Raw genomic sequence first — 17252 nt, 5'->3', positions numbered from 1 at the left:
GAACCCTTCCTGCGCCTGAACGCCGAAGCCAGGGACAAAGCCACCATGGAAACCATCCGCGACCGCGTCCTGGCCCTCGTCCGCCAGGACACCACAGCGACGTCAGCGCAGGACGCATGAGCACCGGAAGCATGAGCGCCCACGAACCGCAGAACCTGCCCGCCGCCGTCGACCCCCTCCAGGCGGAGGCCCGTGCCCAGGAGGACCTGAACCTCCTCCTGGGCACTGGGCTGGGCATAGCCCAGGAGCAGCTGGATGCCCATGGCGCCTTCCTGCCGCTGGGCCTGGTCATTGACAGCGGCGGCGAGGTGCGCATGGTAGCCGTCGCACCCGACCGAGTGGCCGACGACGGCACCGGACAGGACGCCGAGCTCGACGCCGATGCGATGGTGGATGACCTGTACCAGCTGCTGACCGAACAGAAGGACGGCAACCGCGCCGCCGCTGTCATCTCCGACGTGCACCTGCCCGAAGAAAACAGCGATGCGATCCACGTGGCGTCCGAGCACTCGGAAGGCCTCGCGGTGTCCGTCCTGCTGCCCTACGCCGAGGCCGGGGACGGATCGGGCCGCAGCTACGGCGAGCTCATCGGTGAGGAAGGCGAGCACAATATCTGGGCCTGACTCCCCGGCCGTACCTCGCGGAATCCGCGCGCCGGGCCAGCGCTTACCCTAGATACATGAGACTCAACGCCTTTTCCGATGTGTGCCTGCGTGCCATGATGCTGCTGGCCGCTGCCCCGGAAGGCGAACTGCTCACCTCGCAGACCATCGCTGACGGCGTGGGCACGCCGTACAACCATGTCAGCAAGGCCATCATCAAGCTCCGTGAGCTCGGCCTGGTCGAGGTGACCCGGGGGCGGACGGGCGGTGCAGCGTTGAGCAGCCGCGGCCGGACGGCAACCGTGGGCTGGCTGCTGCGCGAACTGAACGAGCGCCCCGACCTGGTGGACTGCGAATCAGTGAACGGCAACTGCCCCCTCAGCAATGACTGCGGCCTGCGCGCCGCCCTGCGCCGTGCCCGGGAGGCCTTCTACCGGGAGTTGGACGATCTGGTCATCGCCAGCCTTCCCACAGAGAAGCAAATGGAGCCCGTTTTTATGACGTTGCTCACGCGGCGCCCGGCGTAGCCGCACCAAATCTGGGATTTTTCTACAGTTGGTAGAAAAGTGGATTTAAACCCACATATCTGATGCTAGTTTTTAGCTGTCGCATCCCTTCTGACACAGGAGAAACCAATGCTCTCGGAAAAATCCCGCGGAATCCTTGAAGCCACCCTGCCTCTGGTTGGCTCCCGCATTCAGAGCATCACCAAGGACTTCTACCGGCGCATGTTCGCGGCGCATCCCGAACTGCTGGACGGCCTGTTCAGCCGCGCCAACCAGCGTGACAGTTCACAGCAGCAGGCACTGGCCGGAAGCATCGCGGGTTTCGCCAGCCACCTGGTGCAGCATCCTGACACGGTTCCCGAGACCATCCTGTCCCGCATCGCCCACAAGCACGCGTCGCTGGGCATCCAGCCGGAACAGTACGACATCGTCTACAAGTACCTCTTCGAGGCAATTGCCGCCGAGCTGGCGGATGTCATCACGGCCGAGATCGCCGATGCCTGGGCCGAGGTCTACTGGCTCATGGCCCAGGCCCTGATCAAACTCGAAAAGGGCCTGTACGCGGGCCAGGCGAACACGAAGATGTCGGCGCCATGGATCGTCGTCGAAAAGAAGCCTGCGGGCCGCAGCGCCGTTACGTTCGTCCTGGAACCGGCCGATGACACTCCGGCTACCATCGCCAAGCCCGGCCAGTATGTGAGCGTCAAGGTCCTGCTGGCCGATGGCATCCATCAGGTCCGGCAGTACTCGCTCTCCGATGAGATCGGTTCCGACCAGCGCCGTGTCTTCACCACCAAGCTTGACGAAGGCGGCGAAGTCTCGCCGGTGCTGCACCGCAACGTGCGGGTCGGCGATGTCCTGGACCTGTCCAACCCGTACGGCGATGTCACCCTGGCCGACGGGGATACTCCGCTGGCCCTTGCCTCCGCCGGCATCGGCTGCACACCTACAGCTTCGATCCTGCGGTCCCCCGTGGAGTCCCGGTCGGAACGCGAGGTCCTCGTGCTACATGCCGAGAGTGCGTTTGACCAGTGGGCGCTGAGCGACCAGATGCGCCGGGACGTGGAGACACTGGATGCCGCCGAACTGGAGCTGTGGCTGGAAACCCCGGACACCGCCGTCAGCCTTCCCGCCCATGAAGGATTTATGTCCCTGCAGGGCCTGGACATCCCGGCGAACGCGTCCGTCTACCTATGCGGTCCGCTGCCATTCATGAAGAAGATCCGCAGCGAGGCGCTGGAAGCCGGGATCCCGGCCAACCGGATCCACTACGAGGTCTTCGGTCCGGACGTCTGGCTCGCCGCTGCCAACTGACCCACCGGCTTCCCGCCACCATCCAATACAGATCTCATACAGAAGGGCTCCCCTCGGTTACGAGGGGAGCCCTTCTGTCCAGCGGAGACTTAGCTTTCGAGAGCGGTTAACGGATGGCTAGACGGCCAGGCGCTTCTTCAGACCCTGGAGCTGGCCAGCCAGCTCCTGCGGCAAAGCATCGCCGAACTGGGCATACCACTCTTCGATACCCTTGACTTCCGTGGCCCACTCGGCGGGATCCACCCGGACGGCCTCTTCGACGCCCACCGGCGTCATGTCCAGGCCGGTCAGGTCGATGGACTCGCCGGTCGGCACATACCCGATCGGAGTCTCCACCGCGTCAGCCTTGCCCTCGATGCGCTCGACGACCCACTTGAGCACGCGGGAGTTATCCCCGAAGCCCGGCCAGGCGAAGCCGCCGTCGGCTGTGCGGCGGAACCAGTTCACCAGGAAGATCTTCGGCAGCCTCTCCGGATCGGCCTTGCCGGACAGGGTGATCCAGTGCTTCAGGTAGTCACCGGCGTTGTAGCCGATGAACGGCAGCATGGCCATCGGGTCGCGGCGGACGAGGCCCACTTGGCCGGCCGCCGCTGCGGTGGTCTCGGAAGACAGCGTGGAGCCCATGAAGATGCCGTTGGTCCAATCGAAGGACTGGGTCACCAGCGGCACCGTGGTCTTGCGGCGGCCGCCGAAGAGGATGGCGTTCAGCGGAACACCGTTAGGGCTGTTGTACTCCTCCGCCAGCATGTCGATCTGGTCGATCGGCGTGCAGAAGCGGGAGTTCGGGTGGGCGGCGGGACGGCCCGATTCCGGAGTCCATTCATTGCCGAGCCAGTCGGTCAGGTGCGCCGGAGTTTCCTCCGTCATACCTTCCCACCAGACACCGCCGTCGTCGGTCAGCGCAACGTTGGTGAAGATGCTGTTGCCCTTGGCGATCGCGCGCATTGCGTTCGGGTTGGTGCTCCAGCCGGTGCCGGGAGCCACCCCGAAGAGGCCCGCTTCCGGATTGACGACGCGCATTTCGCCGTCCTTGCCGAAACGGATCCAGGAGATGTCGTCTCCGAGGGTCTCGGCCTTCCAGCCATCGATGGTCGGATCCAGCAGGGCCAGGTTGGTCTTGCCGCAGGCCGAAGGGAAGGCCGCGGAGACGTAGTAGGACTTGTTCTCGGGGCTGGTCAGCTTGAGGATGAGCATGTGCTCGGCGAGCCAGCCTTCGTCGTGGGCCATTGCCGAGGCGATGCGCAGGGAGTAGCACTTCTTGCCCAGCAAGGCGTTGCCGCCGTAGCCGGAGCCGTAGGACCAGATGGAGCGCTCCTCCGGGAAATGGACAATCCACTTTTCATCGCTGCACGGCCAGGAAACATCCTGCTGGCCGGGCTCCAGCGGGGCGCCGACCGAGTGCAGGGCGGGCACGAAGAATGCATTGGTATCCGTGATCTTATTCAGGACATCGGTACCAATGCGGGCCATGATGCGCATGGACGCCACAACGTAGGCGCTGTCCGTGATTTCGACGCCGAACTTGGGATCCTCGGCATCCAGGTGGCCCATGACAAACGGGATCACGTACATGGTGCGGCCGCGCATGGACCCGCGGAACAGGCCGGTCAGCTTGGCCTTCATCTCCTGGGGATCCATCCAGTTATTGGTGAAGCCGGCGTCTTCTTCCTTTTTGGAGCAGATGAAGGTCTGCTCCTCAACACGCGCCACATCCTTGGGGTCGGAGAAGGCGGCGAAGGAGTTCGGGAACGTCTCCGGATTCAGCCGGACCAGCGTTCCGGCTTCCACCAATTCATCCGTGAGTCCCTTGTACTCTTCTTCACTTCCATTGACCCAGTACACCCGGTCCGGCTGCGTCAGCTCCGCGACTTCCCTGACCCATGCCAGAAGGCCGGCATGCGTTGTCGGCGCATTCGAAAGTGCATCCTGCACAGCCACATTCGGTGCAGCTTCCTGAGTAGTGTCCTCAAGAACCAACTGGCGCGAGTTTTCGCCCATGAGTCTTCCCTTCGTCGGGTCAGCGGTGTGTATTGATGCTATGGGTGGAAAATCACGGGTCCGTTAAATCTGACGTAGGATAACCGCCTCCGATCGCCGGAATTCCGCGGAATTCCGTGGAAAACCGCCTTCACGAGGAGGGATGCATGTGATTAAGGTCACGTAGACCGGTCTAGTCTGAAAGTGACATCTTGGGGTCGATTAGGCGTCCGGTAGGAAACTCTGTATAGTTATCTACGGCCCGAGCGGCCACGGAGAAGATCTTCAAAGGCCCTGCGGCCAGTGAAGATCTTCCCAAATATGCGTGCGTAGCTCAACGGATAGAGCATCTGACTACGGATCAGAAGGTTGGGGGTTCGAATCCCTTCGCGCGCACCAGCCAAATGCCCCGGTCTTCGGACCGGGGCATTTCTGTTTCTGCGGTTCCTGATAACGACGGCGGCACGTCGCCTGAGTGCCCCCAGCAGCTGCGCCGGACCTCGCGGAACGACACCAGGCCCCCCGCTCGCTGCGGGAGGCCTGGCGCAAGGGTGCGAGGGGCTTAGGCCTCGGTCTCGGGGGTGTCGACGTCGGGCAGGACGTCATCGGCACCGGGCACGTGTGCCGGCTCGGGAACGATGTCGTCGTCCACCTCAGGTGCTTCCGCAACCGGTGCTTCGACTACAGGTGCTTCCACGATTGGTGCTTCAGCGATGGGAGCCACCTCCGGAATGGCGGTCTCCGGCGTCTCAACCTGGGGAACCTCGACAACCTGGACCGGCACGGCGGTTTCCGGCGCCTCGACTTCAGGTGCCTCGACTTCCACCGGATCGGTCTCCGCGATGCCAGGAACCGCAGTACCCTCGGCCGGGACCGTGGCTTCCGCAGGGGCCGCGGGTGCGGCCGGGACCGGAGCAAGGGTGCCGGCTTCCAGTTCCTCCTCAGCGGCCTCTACGGTGTCCTTGGCAACCTGGTCAGCGGCTTCCATGGCCTCTTCGAGTTCATCAGCCTCGGCCTGGGCCGCTGCCAGCTCCGCCTCGGAGGCGGCACCGTCTTCCTCCATCTCGCCCAAGGCTTCCTCAGCGACGTCGAACTCGTCCTCGGCGACATGGGCGATGGCTTCGGCCGCTTCCTCAACGCCCTCCAGCGCATCCTCGTCTTCGGCTTCGTCCTCGACCCCAGCTTCTTCGGCTTCAGGAGCCTCAACGTCGGCTGCCTGGGCAGTGAAGCCATCCTCAGCCGGGGCTTCTTCAACCGGGGCCTCTACCTCGGGAGCCTCCTCAGCCTCGGCCTCGTCCTCAGCTGCGTCCTCGGCATCCTTGACAGCATCTTCAGCTGCGTCCTCGGCTTCTTCCTGAGCCTCCTCCTCGGCTTCAGCCGCTTCCTCAGCTGCGTCCTCGGCTTCTTCCTGAGCCTCCTCCTCGGCTTCAGCCGCTTCCTCAGCTGCATCCTCGGCGTCCTTGGCTTCGTCGGCCTCATCGGCGGGTGCCTCTTCAGCCGGGGCTTCCTCGGCCGGAGCCTCATCCGCCGGGGCTTCCTCGGCCGGAGCCTCATCCGCCGGGGCTTCCTCAGCCGGAGCCTCATCCGCCGGGGCTTCCTCGGCCGGAGCCTCATCCGCCGGGGCTTCCTCAGCCGGAGCCTCATCCGCCGGGGCTTCCTCAGCCGGAGCCTCATCCGCCGGGGCTTCCTCGGCCGGAGCCTCATCCGCGTCTTCAGCGGCCTCTTCCTCAGCGTCCGCTTCCTCAGCGTCGGCCTCATCGGCCGGCGCTTCCTCAACCGGAGCTTCCTCAGCCGGAGCCTCTGCCTCCGGTGCTTCTACCTCCGGAGCCTCATCCGCCGGGGCTTCCTCAGCCGGAGCCTCATCCGCCGGGGCTTCCTCAGCCGGAGCCTCATCGGCCGGGGCTTCCTCAGCCGGAGCCTCATCGGCCGGGGCTTCCTCAACCGGAGCCTCATCGGCTACAGCATCGCCGTCATCCGGTGCATCGTTGATGTCGACGTGGCCCGGCTCGTGAACGCCGCGGTCGTCATTGAGGGTTTCGATTTCGGTACCAACGGCGTCTTCAGCCGCCTGGCCACCGGCGATTCCGCCGGCAAGGAAGATGCCGGCGACGGCGGCCGTTCCGATGATCTGTCTGGTCTTGTTCTGCATGGTTCTCTCCATCCACTGATAGATGCGGTGCTGGGTGATAGTTGGGGTGCCGGGATTGGCACCAGGTTCAGATTTGCGGATCAGACCAGCTTCCGCCGATCGCTGTCGGGGTGACGATCTGCAGTCTTTTCAATAAATCTTTCCGCAATTCCTGAAACCATTTCTCCCAGTATCCGCTTGGAAAAAAGTTGATGCTTTATGAGGGAATTCTCATATTGATTCTCTTCCCCAAATTTGCGTGCTCCCACGGCACCGAAACCCCTTACTCCACCGGGAAAATCCCCGCAGGCAACATGGAACGGCCCGTGGTTCTGCACTGAACCAGGGACCGCGCGAATTATTCGCTGCTGGATTTGGACTGCGGAATTCAAATAGAAAAAGACCACCGCAGGATAAATAGTGACATTATTCAAGGGCATTGTGAGAGCACCATGAGATTTTCATGAAAGTTTTCTCATCCGCCAACTGTTATCCGAAAAACGGTCCCGGTGGAGGTTCCGTTGAGGCCCAATAGGCGGCCCGCTACACTGACACTGCAGCCGCTGACAATGCGATCCGAAGGAGAAGCCCAATGGCTTCGAAAAGATGGATCATCGCAGGTTCCGCCGCGGCCGTCATAGCCGGGGCCGCCGTCGTATACGGCGTACAGCTGTCGGCGCGCGACGAGCCGCCGCCCCCACCCGGAGCCACCGCCCCGCCGGATGCCACCGCCCCGCCGGAGGGGACCGCCTCGCCGCCGGAGGAACCGGAATCGCCCGGTGCAACTGCGCCTGCCCCGTCCGCGGATTCCGTGCACTTCACCGCCGCCGGAGACTACGGCCTCGACGAGGGATTCGAGGATGTTCTCCGGTTGATCGGGGACGCCGAACCGGACCTCCACCTCGCTCTGGGGGACCTCAGCTATGAGGATGGAACCGAGGAACGCTGGTGCGGCATGGTCACAGACGCGCTGGGAGAGGACTTCCCGTTCCAGCTCATCGCCGGTAACCACGAAAGCAATGGCGAGGACGGGGACATCGAGAACTTCGCCGACTGCCTGCCCAACCGGCTCCCGGGACTGTCCGGCGACTATGGCGAGCAGTGGTACGCGGATGTCCCCGAGGACGATCCCTTGGTCCGCTTTGTCATGATTTCGCCCGGAATCGACTTCGGCAACGGCAACCGGGACTACTCCGAGGGCAGCGACCGCTACGACTGGACGGCCGAGGCCATCGACGACGCACGGGATGAAGATATTCCCTGGGTGGTCGCGGGCATGCACACCCCCTGCCTGAGCATCGGCCGGTACGACTGCGAGGCGGGAGCGGAACTGACCAATATGCTGCTCGACAAGAAGGTGGACCTGGTACTCCACGGCCACGAGCACCTGTACCAGCGCACCCACCAGCTCGCGACCGGGTTTGGCTGTTCTGAAGTGGTGCCGGACCGCCTGGCGCGCGGCTGCATCGCGGATACAGACTCCGCCCTGGAAAAGGGGGCCGGCACCGTCTTCGCGACCAACGGCCTGGGCGGCCGTCCGCCGCGGGGGATCAGCCGTAATGATGCGGAAGCAGGCTACTTCGCCAGCTGGTCGGGCCAGAATTCCAATCCCACGCATGGGATCCTGGACATCACCGTCACTGCGGACCGGCTCGAGGCGCGGTTTGTACCGGTCAGGCCGCGCGCCTTTACGGATTCCTTCACGATCAGCGAACCGTAAGTACAGCCCTTGCCTCGTCCCGGGCTGAGTGCAAGGCTCGGACCATGACTGCCACTTCCGAATCCGCACTTGAGGCCGACGTCATCGTAATCGGGGCGGGCGCCGTGGGTGAGAATGCCGCGGACCGCGCCGCCCGCGGCGGGCTGAAGACCATCCTTGTCGAATCGGACCTGGTCGGCGGTGAATGCTCGTACTGGGCCTGCATGCCGTCCAAGGCCCTGCTGCGCTCCGGAACAGCGCTGAATGCAGCACGTCACGTCCCGGGCGCAGCCCAGGCGGTGACGGGCCGGCTTGATACCGCTGCTGTCCTGAAGCGGCGGGATGGCTTTACCTCCCATTGGAACGACGACGGCCAGGTCGAGTGGGTGCGCGGCGCCGGCATCGAACTGCTCCGCGGCAGGGGCCGCCTCGCAGGCGAGCGTGCCGTGGAGGTGACCGGCGCCGATGGTTCCGCGACCCTGGTCACGGCGCGCCACGCCGTCGTACTGGCCACCGGTTCCGCACCGACCATCCCGCCGGTCGACGGACTGGACGCGGTGGAATTCTGGGGCACCCGGGAGGCAACCGCCGCACAGGAAGTGCCGGAGAGCCTGCTGTTGATGGGCGGCGGAGTGTCGGGCAGTGAGCTGGCGCAGGCATACGCCCGCCTGGGCTCCCGGGTGACGCTGATTGCCCGCGGCGATCTGCTGACCAAGTACCCGGAGCCCGCACGCCGCCTGGTGGAGGACGGGCTGCGCGCGGACGGGGTGGACGTGCGGCTGCACACGGATGTGGAGAAAGCGGAACAGAACGACGCCGGCACGCACCTGACGCTGTCCGGCGGCGGGCGCGTCTCCGCGGCCAGGCTCCTGGTTTCCACCGGCAGGCATCCGGCCCTCGCCGGAATCGGGCTGGAAGAACTGGGCGTGGATCCACGAAAGCTCACGGTGGATGCCAGCGGCCTGGTCGCGGGGTTTGGCGGCGGCTGGCTGTATGCAGCCGGTGATGCCGCGGGCAAGGCGCAGCTGACGCACCAGGGTAAGTACCAGGCCCGGGCCACCGGGGACGCCATCGCGGCGCGGGCCGCCGGCGAGCTGGATCCGGCGGACTCCGGGCCGCAACCCGGCCGCTGGAGCCGGTTTGCCGCCACCGCGGACGAGGCAGCCGTGCCGTCCGTGGTCTTCACCGATCCGGAGGTCGCGATGGTCGGGCTGACGTTGGAGAAGGCGCGTGAACGGGGGCTGAACGCCAGCGCCACCGAACTGCCGATCTCGGTGGCCGGCTCAGCGCTCCATGCCGACGGCTACCGGGGCTGGGCGCAGATGGTGGTGGATGAGGACCGGAAGGTGCTGGCCGGGGTGACATTCGCGGGCCCGGACGTTGCCGAACTGCTGCATGCGGCGACCATCGCCGTCGTCGGCGAAGTGCCGCTGGACCGGCTCTGGCACGCCGTGCCCTCCTACCCCACGATCAGCGAGGTCTGGCTGCGTCTGCTGGAAAAGTACGGAATGTGACCGCTATTTGCGGAGCACGATGAAATCGGTGACCTTGGCGTCCCGGCCGTCCAGTTCCGCCCAGCTCAGTTCGTGCTCCATCACGGTCAGCCCGGACGTCGGGTAATGGGACGCCATATCCATCACGGCGTCTTCATCCGACTTCACCGAGGCCAGCCGCATGGCCAGCTCCTGGACCACCGGCATATGTCCGATGACGAGGAGGCTGGTCACCGTGTCCGGCACATGGTTGATGACGTTGAGGACCTGCGTGGCGTCGCCGTGGTACAGCCGCTCCTCCAGCTTGGGCGTCGGCGCCTTGTCCCCCAGCTGGTCGCACACCCAGGTGCAGGTCTGCCGGGTCCGCAGCGCGGAGGAGCACAGGATGTAGTCCGGCACGGCGTCGTGCTCCAGCATCCATTTGCCCACCAGCGGCGCTTCATTGTGCCCGCGCTGGGCCAGCGGCCGGTCCTGGTCCGAAACCCCTACCGGCCACGCGGACTTGGCATGGCGCATCAGCATAAGTTTCTTCACATGGTGCCGGCTCATGCGGCCAGTCTAGTGCGGCCCGGGATGACGCCGCGAAAACACCCGCGCTGCGGAGCCCTTAGATGGAGTATTCCGGAGCCGCCCAGACTACGACCTCGGGATGCTCGTAGAAGCGGTAACCCTGGCCGCGGACCGTGCGGACCGTATTCGCCAGGCGGCCAAGCTTCGACCGCAGGCGCCGGATGTGCACGTCGATGGTGCGCTCGTTCGGCACTTCCTCAGCATTGCGCCACAGCCCACTGAGCAGTTCCTCGCGGCACACCGTGCGGGTGGCATTCTCCACCAGGTAGTTGAGGAGCTCGAACTCCTTGAAGGTCAGGTTCAGCGTCTCGCCGTCCAGATGGACCTCGCGGCGGGACAGGTCGATCAGCACTCCGCTGGGGCGCGGCGTCTGAGGCTGGGGAACCACCGGGCGGGCCGGCTCGGTGCGCTGGCGGCGCACGGTTGGATCGCCGAAAGCGTTGCGTACGACGTCGATGTCGTCACCGGGGGCGTCCGACGGCGCCAGGGCCACCGCGGCATAGCTCTGCGCGGACGGCACCAACTGCTGCACGTGGGCGCGGATTTCCTGCGCCAGCTTGGTCAGCGAAGTACCGGCGGCCTTGGCCGCGTCCTCATCGAGTCCGACGTACAGCACGAAGCCACGCGCCACATTGTCCTGCGCGACCGGCTGGACACCCTGGCCGACATTCGCAATCACCGGCGTCGGTTCGGTCATGGGCTGCGCATCCTGAGCCGGCACAGCATGCAGCGGCCGGTAGCCGGCCTGCGCGGGAAGCTGCCGTGCGGAGTGCTGCTGGCGCTGGCCCGCGGCCCGGTTCTGCGCATTGCGCAGTGAGATGTGGACGTATCCGGATGCTACTGACATGTAAGTACCTTCTGTGAATTGCCGTCATCACGGCACGAATGCTTGGGATGCCCGACCGCGATGGGATCGGCCCTGCGTCGGGCGGTGAAACGGCTAAATCTGGGTGGTGCTTTAGGCCTGCATTCGCCAACAGCACGAATCCATGGCGGCGGGGTGGCCCGAACGGATTACTGCGGCTGCAGATGCTGTTGAGATGTTCACAACAAGGATGATGCCCGTAATAAAGCAATACGCGCAAGTAACACAGAGAGCCGTGTCTCATATGCTGAGACACCCGCCTCGCCCAGTGATCCCTGTCACGTTAGACAAATGGCAATTCAGGCGTTTATTTGACCACTCGTTCTAAAAATACTGTCTACCGAAAACGGCTTTTTTTGCAGATCGTCTAATTGGACATGCCCAATTGGAGGCCTGAGGGGCACACGAGGCCCTGCTGTAGACAAACCGGATTGCGAGGCAAATGCGGGCGGGGATTGCAAATTCTCCGGGGTGTGATCTTTCTCTCGTTTATTCTGCCGAGCATGTGGGCACCTTGGGCCGGCTGTCTGCGCGGGCGGACAGCCACCGGGCTTATCCCACGACCCCGTACAGGCGGTCCCCCGCATCGCCCAGTCCGGGGACGATGTACGCGGACTCATTGAGCTTTTCATCGATCGACGCCAGGACGATCGTCACCTTCAGGCCGCTGAGCTGTTCCTCCAGGGCCGCCAGCCCCTCGGGGGCGGCCAGCAGGCAGATGCAGGTCACGTCCACGCATCCACGCAGGAAGAGGAACTTGATGGCTTCCCGCAGTGTGCCGCCGGTGGCCAGCATCGGATCCAGCACGAAGACCTGCCGGCCGGTCAGGTCGTCCGGCAGACGTTCGGCATAGGTGACCGCTTCCAGGGTTTCTTCATTGCGGGCCATGCCCAGGAAGCCGACCTCCGCCGTCGGCACCATCCGGGTGAAGCCTTCCAGCATGCCCAGCCCGGCGCGCAGGATGGGAACGACCAGCGGGGTGGGCTTGGTGAAGGCCGTGCCTACCGTTTTGGTGACCGGCGTTTCGATCTCCACCGGTTCCGTGCGCACCTCGCGGGTGGCCTCGTAGGCCAGCAGGGTCACGAGTTCCTCGGTCAGCTGCCGGAAGACCGGCGAGGGCGTCTCCTTGTTCCGCAGGACAGTGAGCTTATGGGCAACAAGGGGATGATCCACAACCAGAACGCGCATGGCTCAAAACTACCATTGAGGATATGAGCGACCACAGGGACCAGCGCAGCCGGCACGAGGGCTGGATGGGGCTTGCCCTGGCCGCCGCCGAACGTGCGGCCGCCACCGCCGATGTGCCGATCGGCGCCGTCGTCATAGGACCCGACGGCGGCGTGCTGGCGACCGGCTGGAACGAACGGGAGGCGCACGGAGACCCGACGGCTCATGCCGAGGTGGTGGCGATCCGGCAGGCCGCCGCGGCGCTCGGCGAGTGGCGGCTGGACGGCTGCACCCTGGTGGTCACGCTGGAACCCTGCCCCATGTGCGCAGGGGCGATCGTGCTCTCGCGGATCCCGCGGGTGGTCTTCGGCGCCTGGGACGAAAAGGCCGGCGCCGCCGGTTCCGTCTTCGACATCCTGCGGGAGCGCCGGCTCAACCACTGGGTGGAGGTGTTCCCGGGCGTGCGGGAGGCCGAGTGCGCGGAGCTGCTCACCGAGTTCTTCAGCGCACACCGTGATGCTGCCCGCTAGCGGCTGACCGGCGCGGTCCCGGCCAGCCGGCTTGGTCAACGCTGGCCGGCCGCCGTGCGCAGGCCGTCGATCCGCTTCTGCCGCGAGGTTGGTGAATCGAGGCTGAAGGAGCGGAAATCACCGAGTTCGTCGCGGATGAAGGCCTGGATTTCCTCAATCCGCTGTTTCACCGCCGCCGTGGCCGGTCTGAATGTCCAGGACACGATTTCCTGGTTGGCCGGATCGTACTGCCACAGGCCGATGATCCGGCCGCGGTCAAAGATGGGGTGGTCCGGCAGGTCCGCCTGCAGGGCCAGCGACTGTTTGTCCCCGGGAACGGCGCGCTCTTTGTCCGCGGGGTCGAACAGGTCCGGCGCGTTGCGGCGCAGCAGGGTGAGGCCGTCGGTTCCGGCCAGCAGTTGGATCTGTTCCTCGCCCGGTGCCTTGAAGCCGGCCAGCTCCTCACGGTCGGCCGGCAGCATCCAGAGGGTGCCGCCGTCGTACTCCACCTCCACGGCCCTCACGGCCTGCAGCGCAGCCTTGGTCTGCGCTACCGTGAAGGCGGTGAACCACCGTGTCTGCTGGAGCGTGGCTCCTCCCGTCCAGCCGAGGTAGCGGCGCATCAGTTCGGCGCGGACCTCCTCATCCGTTTTGCCGCTGGGGTCAAGGTCCCAGCGGACATAGGCATAGCGCTGCTGGTCCAGCCTGCCGTTGACCGGAACACGGCGGATCCGGCCATCCGCCTGCAGCAGGCCGAGGGCGGCGGGCAGCGTGGTCGATGCCCCCTTCTTCTTGCCTTCCTCCCCAAGGCTGCGGACGGCGCTTCCCAGCGCGTCCTTCAGCTCGCGCGGGTCCAGCGGCCCGTCCCCCAGCGCCTCCAGCACCCGGGCTTCGAGGCTTTCGATTTCCGCGCGCTCCACGCCCAGCTTGCCGAGCAGCCGCAACGGCACCTGGGCTGCGCCGGCGCCCAGCTGCAGGCCCCAGGAATAGTCCTCGGCGCCGACGACGTAGGTACAGCCCCTGGCGACCGGCAGTTCGTGGATTCGCAGGGCAGCGACATCCGCGTCGATTTGTCCGCGCCCCAGGCCGGTGCGCGCATGCAGGCCAAGATACGGGTTGGCGCCACCCACCGAACGCATCCACCCGGTTTCCGCCAGGGCCTGCGCCGTACCCTGGCCGGTGCGCGAACCGTCCAGACCTTGCTTATGCCATGCCCATGCCCGTGCCACAGAAGTATCCATACGGACATTCTGCAGTACGGCGGGAGGCCGCTCCGTCTGCTTCAGAGGTACCTTTCGATAATGTCCGCCGCGGCCCGGGCTCCTCCGGCCGCCTTCAGTTCGGCGCTGATTTCGACGGCGCGCGCAACGACGGCGGGAGCGGTCACCTCCGCGAGCGCGCGGCGGAGTTCGTCCACAGTGGCCGCGTCGGTGTCCAGCCGGACCGCGACGCCGGCGGCGGCCAGGGCGTCCGCGTTCTGGAACTGGTCCACCGCCTGCGGCACGGCGATCATGGGCGTACCGGTGTACAGCCCCTCGCTGGAGCCGCCCATTCCGGCGTGGGTGATGAAGGCATCCGCCTGGCGGAGGATGGCGAGCTGGGGCACCCAGCGGTGCACTTCAATGTTCCCGGGCACCTCGCCCAGCGCCGCCGGATCCACATGGCGGCCGATCTGCAGCACCACGTGCCAGCTGTCCAGGTTGCCGTAGGCCTCGATGCAGCGCTGGTAGAACTCCGGCTGGTCGGTGAAGGCCGTCCCCAAAGAGACCAGCAGGATCCGGTCCGCTCCGGCCGGACGCTGCCATCCGCCGTCGTTCCCCTGCCGTGAACCGGCGGCGAGCGCAGGACCGGTGAACGTATAGACGGACTCGTCCACCCGGTCCGCGTTGGGCTGCATCGTCTTGGGGATGAGCACGACGCAGCGCTGCGGCCGGCCGAAGAAGGCGTCCGGGTCCGTGGTGATCCCGTTGTCGGTGAGGAACTGGTCGCGGCGGCGGAAATAGTCGCGGCCCCGCGGCTCCGCCTTGAGGCCGTCGATGAAGGGCTTCATGTCCTCCTCGTACCCCTCCCAGGCCACGTAGGTCGGGGACAGCTGGATAATCGGGATGTCCCACCGCTGGGCGAGGATGCGGGCCGGGGAGCCGGCGATGTCCCAGAGGAACAGATCGGGCCGGTCCTGGGCGTAGGCCGCCTCCAGTTGGGGCAGCATCGAGATGTAGTCGTCCAGGAAGATGCCCAGCTGATCAATGACATCGCCCTCCCAGGACTTGGCCTTGCCCCCGGAGCCGGTTTCACCGGAGCCCTCGCCGGTGTTCACCTCCGGCAGCGTCGAACTGTACGGCTTGAGTTCCGCACCGGTGTCCTCGATGACGGAGCGGAAGGACGGATCGTTGGCGTAGGTGACCCGGTGTCCGCGCGCGGCCAGTTCCCGGATGACCTCCAGGCTCGGGTTGACGTGTCCCGGCGCCGGGATGCTGACCATGGCGATGTGTTTGCGTGTCATTAGGGCCTTCTGCGGAATCGTGGAACTGCCATTGCCTGGGCGGGACAGTACGTCCCCGTGAGCCAGCCTAGACGCAGGCCGGAAAGCTTTTTTGGGTCATTGGCCCTTGACCCGGTAAAGTTGACGCGTTGGTGACGTGTCCGAGCGGCCGAAGGTGCATCACTCGAAATGATGTTTGGTGTAAAAGCCAACGAGGGTTCAAATCCCTCCGTCACCGCCAACGGCTGAGGCGTCTGCTTCCTGTGAATCACAGCGAAGTGGGCGCCTCATCCATTTCCGCTGCTTCCCCGCCGCGGCCGAGTCCGCAGGATCGATCTCCCACACTGAATAGTCCGCGGCCAGGTTCTCCGGCGCATCCGCGGCGATGATAGCCACTCCCGGGTAGGTCCGAAGGATTTTCGCCAGCAGCGCCGTACCCTCGCTGCCAAGGTCGCCGTCGATATGGTCCAGCAGTAGCAGCGGCGGGTCGCCAAGCATGGCCCGGGCCAGCTGCAGCCGGGCACGCTCCGCGGCAGTCAGGGGCTGGCCGCCGTGCTTGAGGACCGTGCGCTCGCCGGCGGGCAGCCGGGCCACGGTCTGTTCCAGTCCAACCCTTGACAGCGCCATACCGGTAACAGCGGCGGGCAGGTCCGGCCGCCGGTACCGCACCGCCCTGGCGACGGTCCCGCGTTCCAGGACCAGGCCCCGGGCAGCGTGGCCCACCAGTTTCCGGCGCTTCGCGGCGGATGCCAGGAAAAGGTTCCGCCCGGCGATCCGGACCTCCATCGGCAGCTCCGGCCGCAGGCCGAGCAGCGCTTCAAAGACGGCCGTCATCCGGGCCGGGTCCGAAGACTTCACGACGATCCGGTCCCCCGGCCGCGCCTGGAGGCTCGGCAACGGAAGGTCGCCGTCCATGAACAGGCGCGATATCCGGACCGTGGGCCCGCGTTGAAGCCTTCGCGGCGGCAGCCGCAGCGTGGCGCCGGCGCAGTTCGGCCGCCGTGGCCTGCCGAAGCGGACCCAGGGCAGGGACGAGGACGCGCCGTGCCGCCCTGAATTTCTGCCGGTATTCCACCACCCGCCCCAGATCGCTGACCGGAGCCGCGAGCATGCCGACGACGGTCAGCGCCGCGGCGATGGTCGCAGTGTCGATGCCCAGCCACGCGCCGGCCGCGGCCACTGTGACGACGCTGACGGAAGCGGCGGCGGCAGCCGCCCCGCGGATCCAGCCGGCAACCGCCGCATGACGGACCGCAGCTGCGGAAACCTGCCCTCCGGCCCGTTCAACCTGCCGGACTCCGCGCCGGTTCCCGCCCGCGGCGCGGATGGCCGAGGCCGCAGCCACAATATCCGCGATCTGGGCAGCCAGCCGGCCGCGTCTGCGGCGCAATTCCCGCGCCCTGTCAAAGGCCGGTCTGGACAGCAGGCCCAGAGCCACGGTGAACAAGGACATCGGCAGCACCACCGCCAGGGCCAGCGCCGGGGACAGCAGCCAGACCGCGGCCAGCGTTCCGGCGATCAACGGGATGCCCGCGGTCAACGGTGCGATGCCCAGGGCTATCCAGTTGCGGACTCCGGACAGGTCGTTCGTGGTCCTGGCGATGGTGATCCCGATCGAGGGCCCGGAGCCGTCCGCCAGGGCGGCCGCCACCAGGTCCTTGCGGATCTCCTGGACATAGTGCTGGCCGAGCTTCTCCGCCAGCACCCGTTCCAGGAAACGCAGTAAGCCGATGCCTAGCGCCGCGGCGAGCAGCCCCAGCACCCACCCCCACCGGGGAGCGTTCTGTTCCGCTGCCAGGAGCCCGGTCACCAGGAAGGCACTGCCGCCCGTCAGGGCCGCAAGCCCCAGGCCGGTGCTGACCAGCAGCGCGGTGAAGCCCCGGCGGGCGCCGACCAGCAGCCGGGGCAGGCCCTCCCGTGCCGGCGCCGCGTTGGGCGCC

16 protein-coding genes and 2 tRNA genes are annotated in these 17252 nt (G+C 66.1%); 8 read left to right on the top strand and 10 right to left on the bottom strand.

All coding sequences use genetic code 11. From position 1 onward, the window contains the following. Nucleotides 1–116: 116 nt before the first annotated feature. From AC5RWU_RS21555 to AC5RWU_RS21545, 3 genes are all read left to right on the top strand, one after another. Nucleotides 117–623: a hypothetical protein gene (locus AC5RWU_RS21555; protein WP_494031980.1), complete on the top strand. Its 507-nt coding sequence runs from the start codon at nucleotides 117–119 to the stop codon at nucleotides 621–623. 56 nt (nucleotides 624–679) lie between these two features. After that, complete coding sequence (locus AC5RWU_RS21550) at nucleotides 680–1129, top strand: RrF2 family transcriptional regulator (protein WP_494031981.1); 450 nt, start codon at nucleotides 680–682, stop codon at nucleotides 1127–1129. Between the two features lie 108 nt (nucleotides 1130–1237). Next, nucleotides 1238–2422 (top strand): globin domain-containing protein, encoded by a 1185-nt coding sequence (locus AC5RWU_RS21545; protein WP_494031982.1) that lies wholly within the window; start codon nucleotides 1238–1240, stop codon nucleotides 2420–2422. Between the two features lie 117 nt (nucleotides 2423–2539). On the opposite strand, the gene AC5RWU_RS21540 is transcribed toward AC5RWU_RS21545, so the two are convergent. Next, nucleotides 2540–4420, bottom strand: coding sequence for a phosphoenolpyruvate carboxykinase (GTP) (locus AC5RWU_RS21540; RefSeq protein ID WP_494031983.1), 1881 nt, complete (start codon nucleotides 4418–4420; stop codon nucleotides 2540–2542). 302 nt (nucleotides 4421–4722) lie between these two features. Between AC5RWU_RS21540 and AC5RWU_RS21535 the strand changes: the two genes are divergently transcribed. Continuing rightward, a tRNA-Arg gene (locus AC5RWU_RS21535) sits at nucleotides 4723–4798 on the top strand. A gap of 163 nt (nucleotides 4799–4961) precedes the next feature. On the opposite strand, the gene AC5RWU_RS21530 is transcribed toward AC5RWU_RS21535, so the two are convergent. Both AC5RWU_RS21530 and AC5RWU_RS21525 read right to left on the bottom strand, forming a co-directional pair. Beyond that, entirely contained in the window at nucleotides 4962–6548 is a 1587-nt protein-coding gene (locus AC5RWU_RS21530) for a hypothetical protein (protein ID WP_494031984.1), read from the bottom strand. Nucleotides 6549–6628: 80 nt separating this feature from the next. Further along, a complete protein-coding gene (locus tag AC5RWU_RS21525) occupies nucleotides 6629–6967 on the bottom strand; it encodes a hypothetical protein (RefSeq protein WP_494037247.1) in 339 nt (112 codons plus the stop codon). Between the two features lie 152 nt (nucleotides 6968–7119). Here AC5RWU_RS21525 and AC5RWU_RS21520 point away from each other — a divergent pair, with 152 nt between their 5' ends. Both AC5RWU_RS21520 and AC5RWU_RS21515 read left to right on the top strand, forming a co-directional pair. Continuing rightward, the gene (locus AC5RWU_RS21520; RefSeq protein WP_494031986.1) at nucleotides 7120–8247 is read left to right on the top strand and encodes a metallophosphoesterase; all 1128 of its coding nucleotides are present in this window, start codon (nucleotides 7120–7122) and stop codon (nucleotides 8245–8247) included. A 44-nt stretch (nucleotides 8248–8291) separates the two neighbouring features. Further along, the gene (locus AC5RWU_RS21515; protein WP_494031987.1) at nucleotides 8292–9740 is read left to right on the top strand and encodes a dihydrolipoyl dehydrogenase family protein; all 1449 of its coding nucleotides are present in this window, start codon (nucleotides 8292–8294) and stop codon (nucleotides 9738–9740) included. Nucleotides 9741–9743: 3 nt separating this feature from the next. Here AC5RWU_RS21515 and AC5RWU_RS21510 read toward each other — a convergent pair whose 3' ends face one another. The 3 genes from AC5RWU_RS21510 to upp all read right to left on the bottom strand — a co-directional run bounded on the left by AC5RWU_RS21510 (nucleotide 9744) and on the right by upp (nucleotide 12342). Beyond that, nucleotides 9744–10268, bottom strand: a complete 525-nt coding sequence (locus AC5RWU_RS21510) for a SixA phosphatase family protein (protein ID WP_494031988.1) — start codon at nucleotides 10266–10268, stop codon at nucleotides 9744–9746. Nucleotides 10269–10326: 58 nt separating this feature from the next. After that, a complete protein-coding gene (locus tag AC5RWU_RS21505) occupies nucleotides 10327–11136 on the bottom strand; it encodes a winged helix-turn-helix domain-containing protein (RefSeq protein ID WP_494031989.1) in 810 nt (269 codons plus the stop codon). Between the two features lie 570 nt (nucleotides 11137–11706). Next, entirely contained in the window at nucleotides 11707–12342 is a 636-nt protein-coding gene (upp, locus tag AC5RWU_RS21500; protein WP_494031990.1) for a uracil phosphoribosyltransferase, read from the bottom strand. Between the two features lie 23 nt (nucleotides 12343–12365). Between upp and tadA the strand changes: the two genes are divergently transcribed. Then, nucleotides 12366–12851, top strand: coding sequence for a tRNA adenosine(34) deaminase TadA (tadA, locus tag AC5RWU_RS21495; RefSeq protein WP_494031991.1), 486 nt, complete (start codon nucleotides 12366–12368; stop codon nucleotides 12849–12851). A 35-nt stretch (nucleotides 12852–12886) separates the two neighbouring features. Here the strand turns inward: tadA and AC5RWU_RS21490 are convergent, their stop codons facing one another. Together AC5RWU_RS21490 and AC5RWU_RS21485 are read right to left on the bottom strand one after the other, a co-directional pair. Next, nucleotides 12887–14071: a DNA glycosylase AlkZ-like family protein gene (locus tag AC5RWU_RS21490; protein ID WP_494031992.1), complete on the bottom strand. Its 1185-nt coding sequence runs from the start codon at nucleotides 14069–14071 to the stop codon at nucleotides 12887–12889. Between the two features lie 41 nt (nucleotides 14072–14112). Then, nucleotides 14113–15333, bottom strand: a complete 1221-nt coding sequence (locus AC5RWU_RS21485; RefSeq protein ID WP_494031993.1) for a macrolide family glycosyltransferase — start codon at nucleotides 15331–15333, stop codon at nucleotides 14113–14115. 130 nt (nucleotides 15334–15463) lie between these two features. Here AC5RWU_RS21485 and AC5RWU_RS21480 point away from each other — a divergent pair. Then, nucleotides 15464–15553 (top strand) — tRNA-Ser (locus AC5RWU_RS21480). Here AC5RWU_RS21480 and AC5RWU_RS21475 read toward each other — a convergent pair. Further along, nucleotides 15532–16170, bottom strand: a complete 639-nt coding sequence (locus AC5RWU_RS21475) for a hypothetical protein (RefSeq protein WP_494031994.1) — start codon at nucleotides 16168–16170, stop codon at nucleotides 15532–15534. The genes AC5RWU_RS21480 and AC5RWU_RS21475 overlap by 22 nt on opposite strands. Then, a partial coding sequence (locus tag AC5RWU_RS21470) for an ABC transporter transmembrane domain-containing protein (protein ID WP_494037246.1) occupies nucleotides 16130–17252 on the bottom strand: 1123 nt, incomplete at its 5' end. The genes AC5RWU_RS21475 and AC5RWU_RS21470, both read right to left, overlap by 41 nt.

It is taken from the genome of Arthrobacter sp. B0427-1-12, from assembly GCF_059092905.1.
Note: the sequence above shows the minus strand (reverse complement) of the source record. Positions and strands in the feature narration are given on the sequence as shown.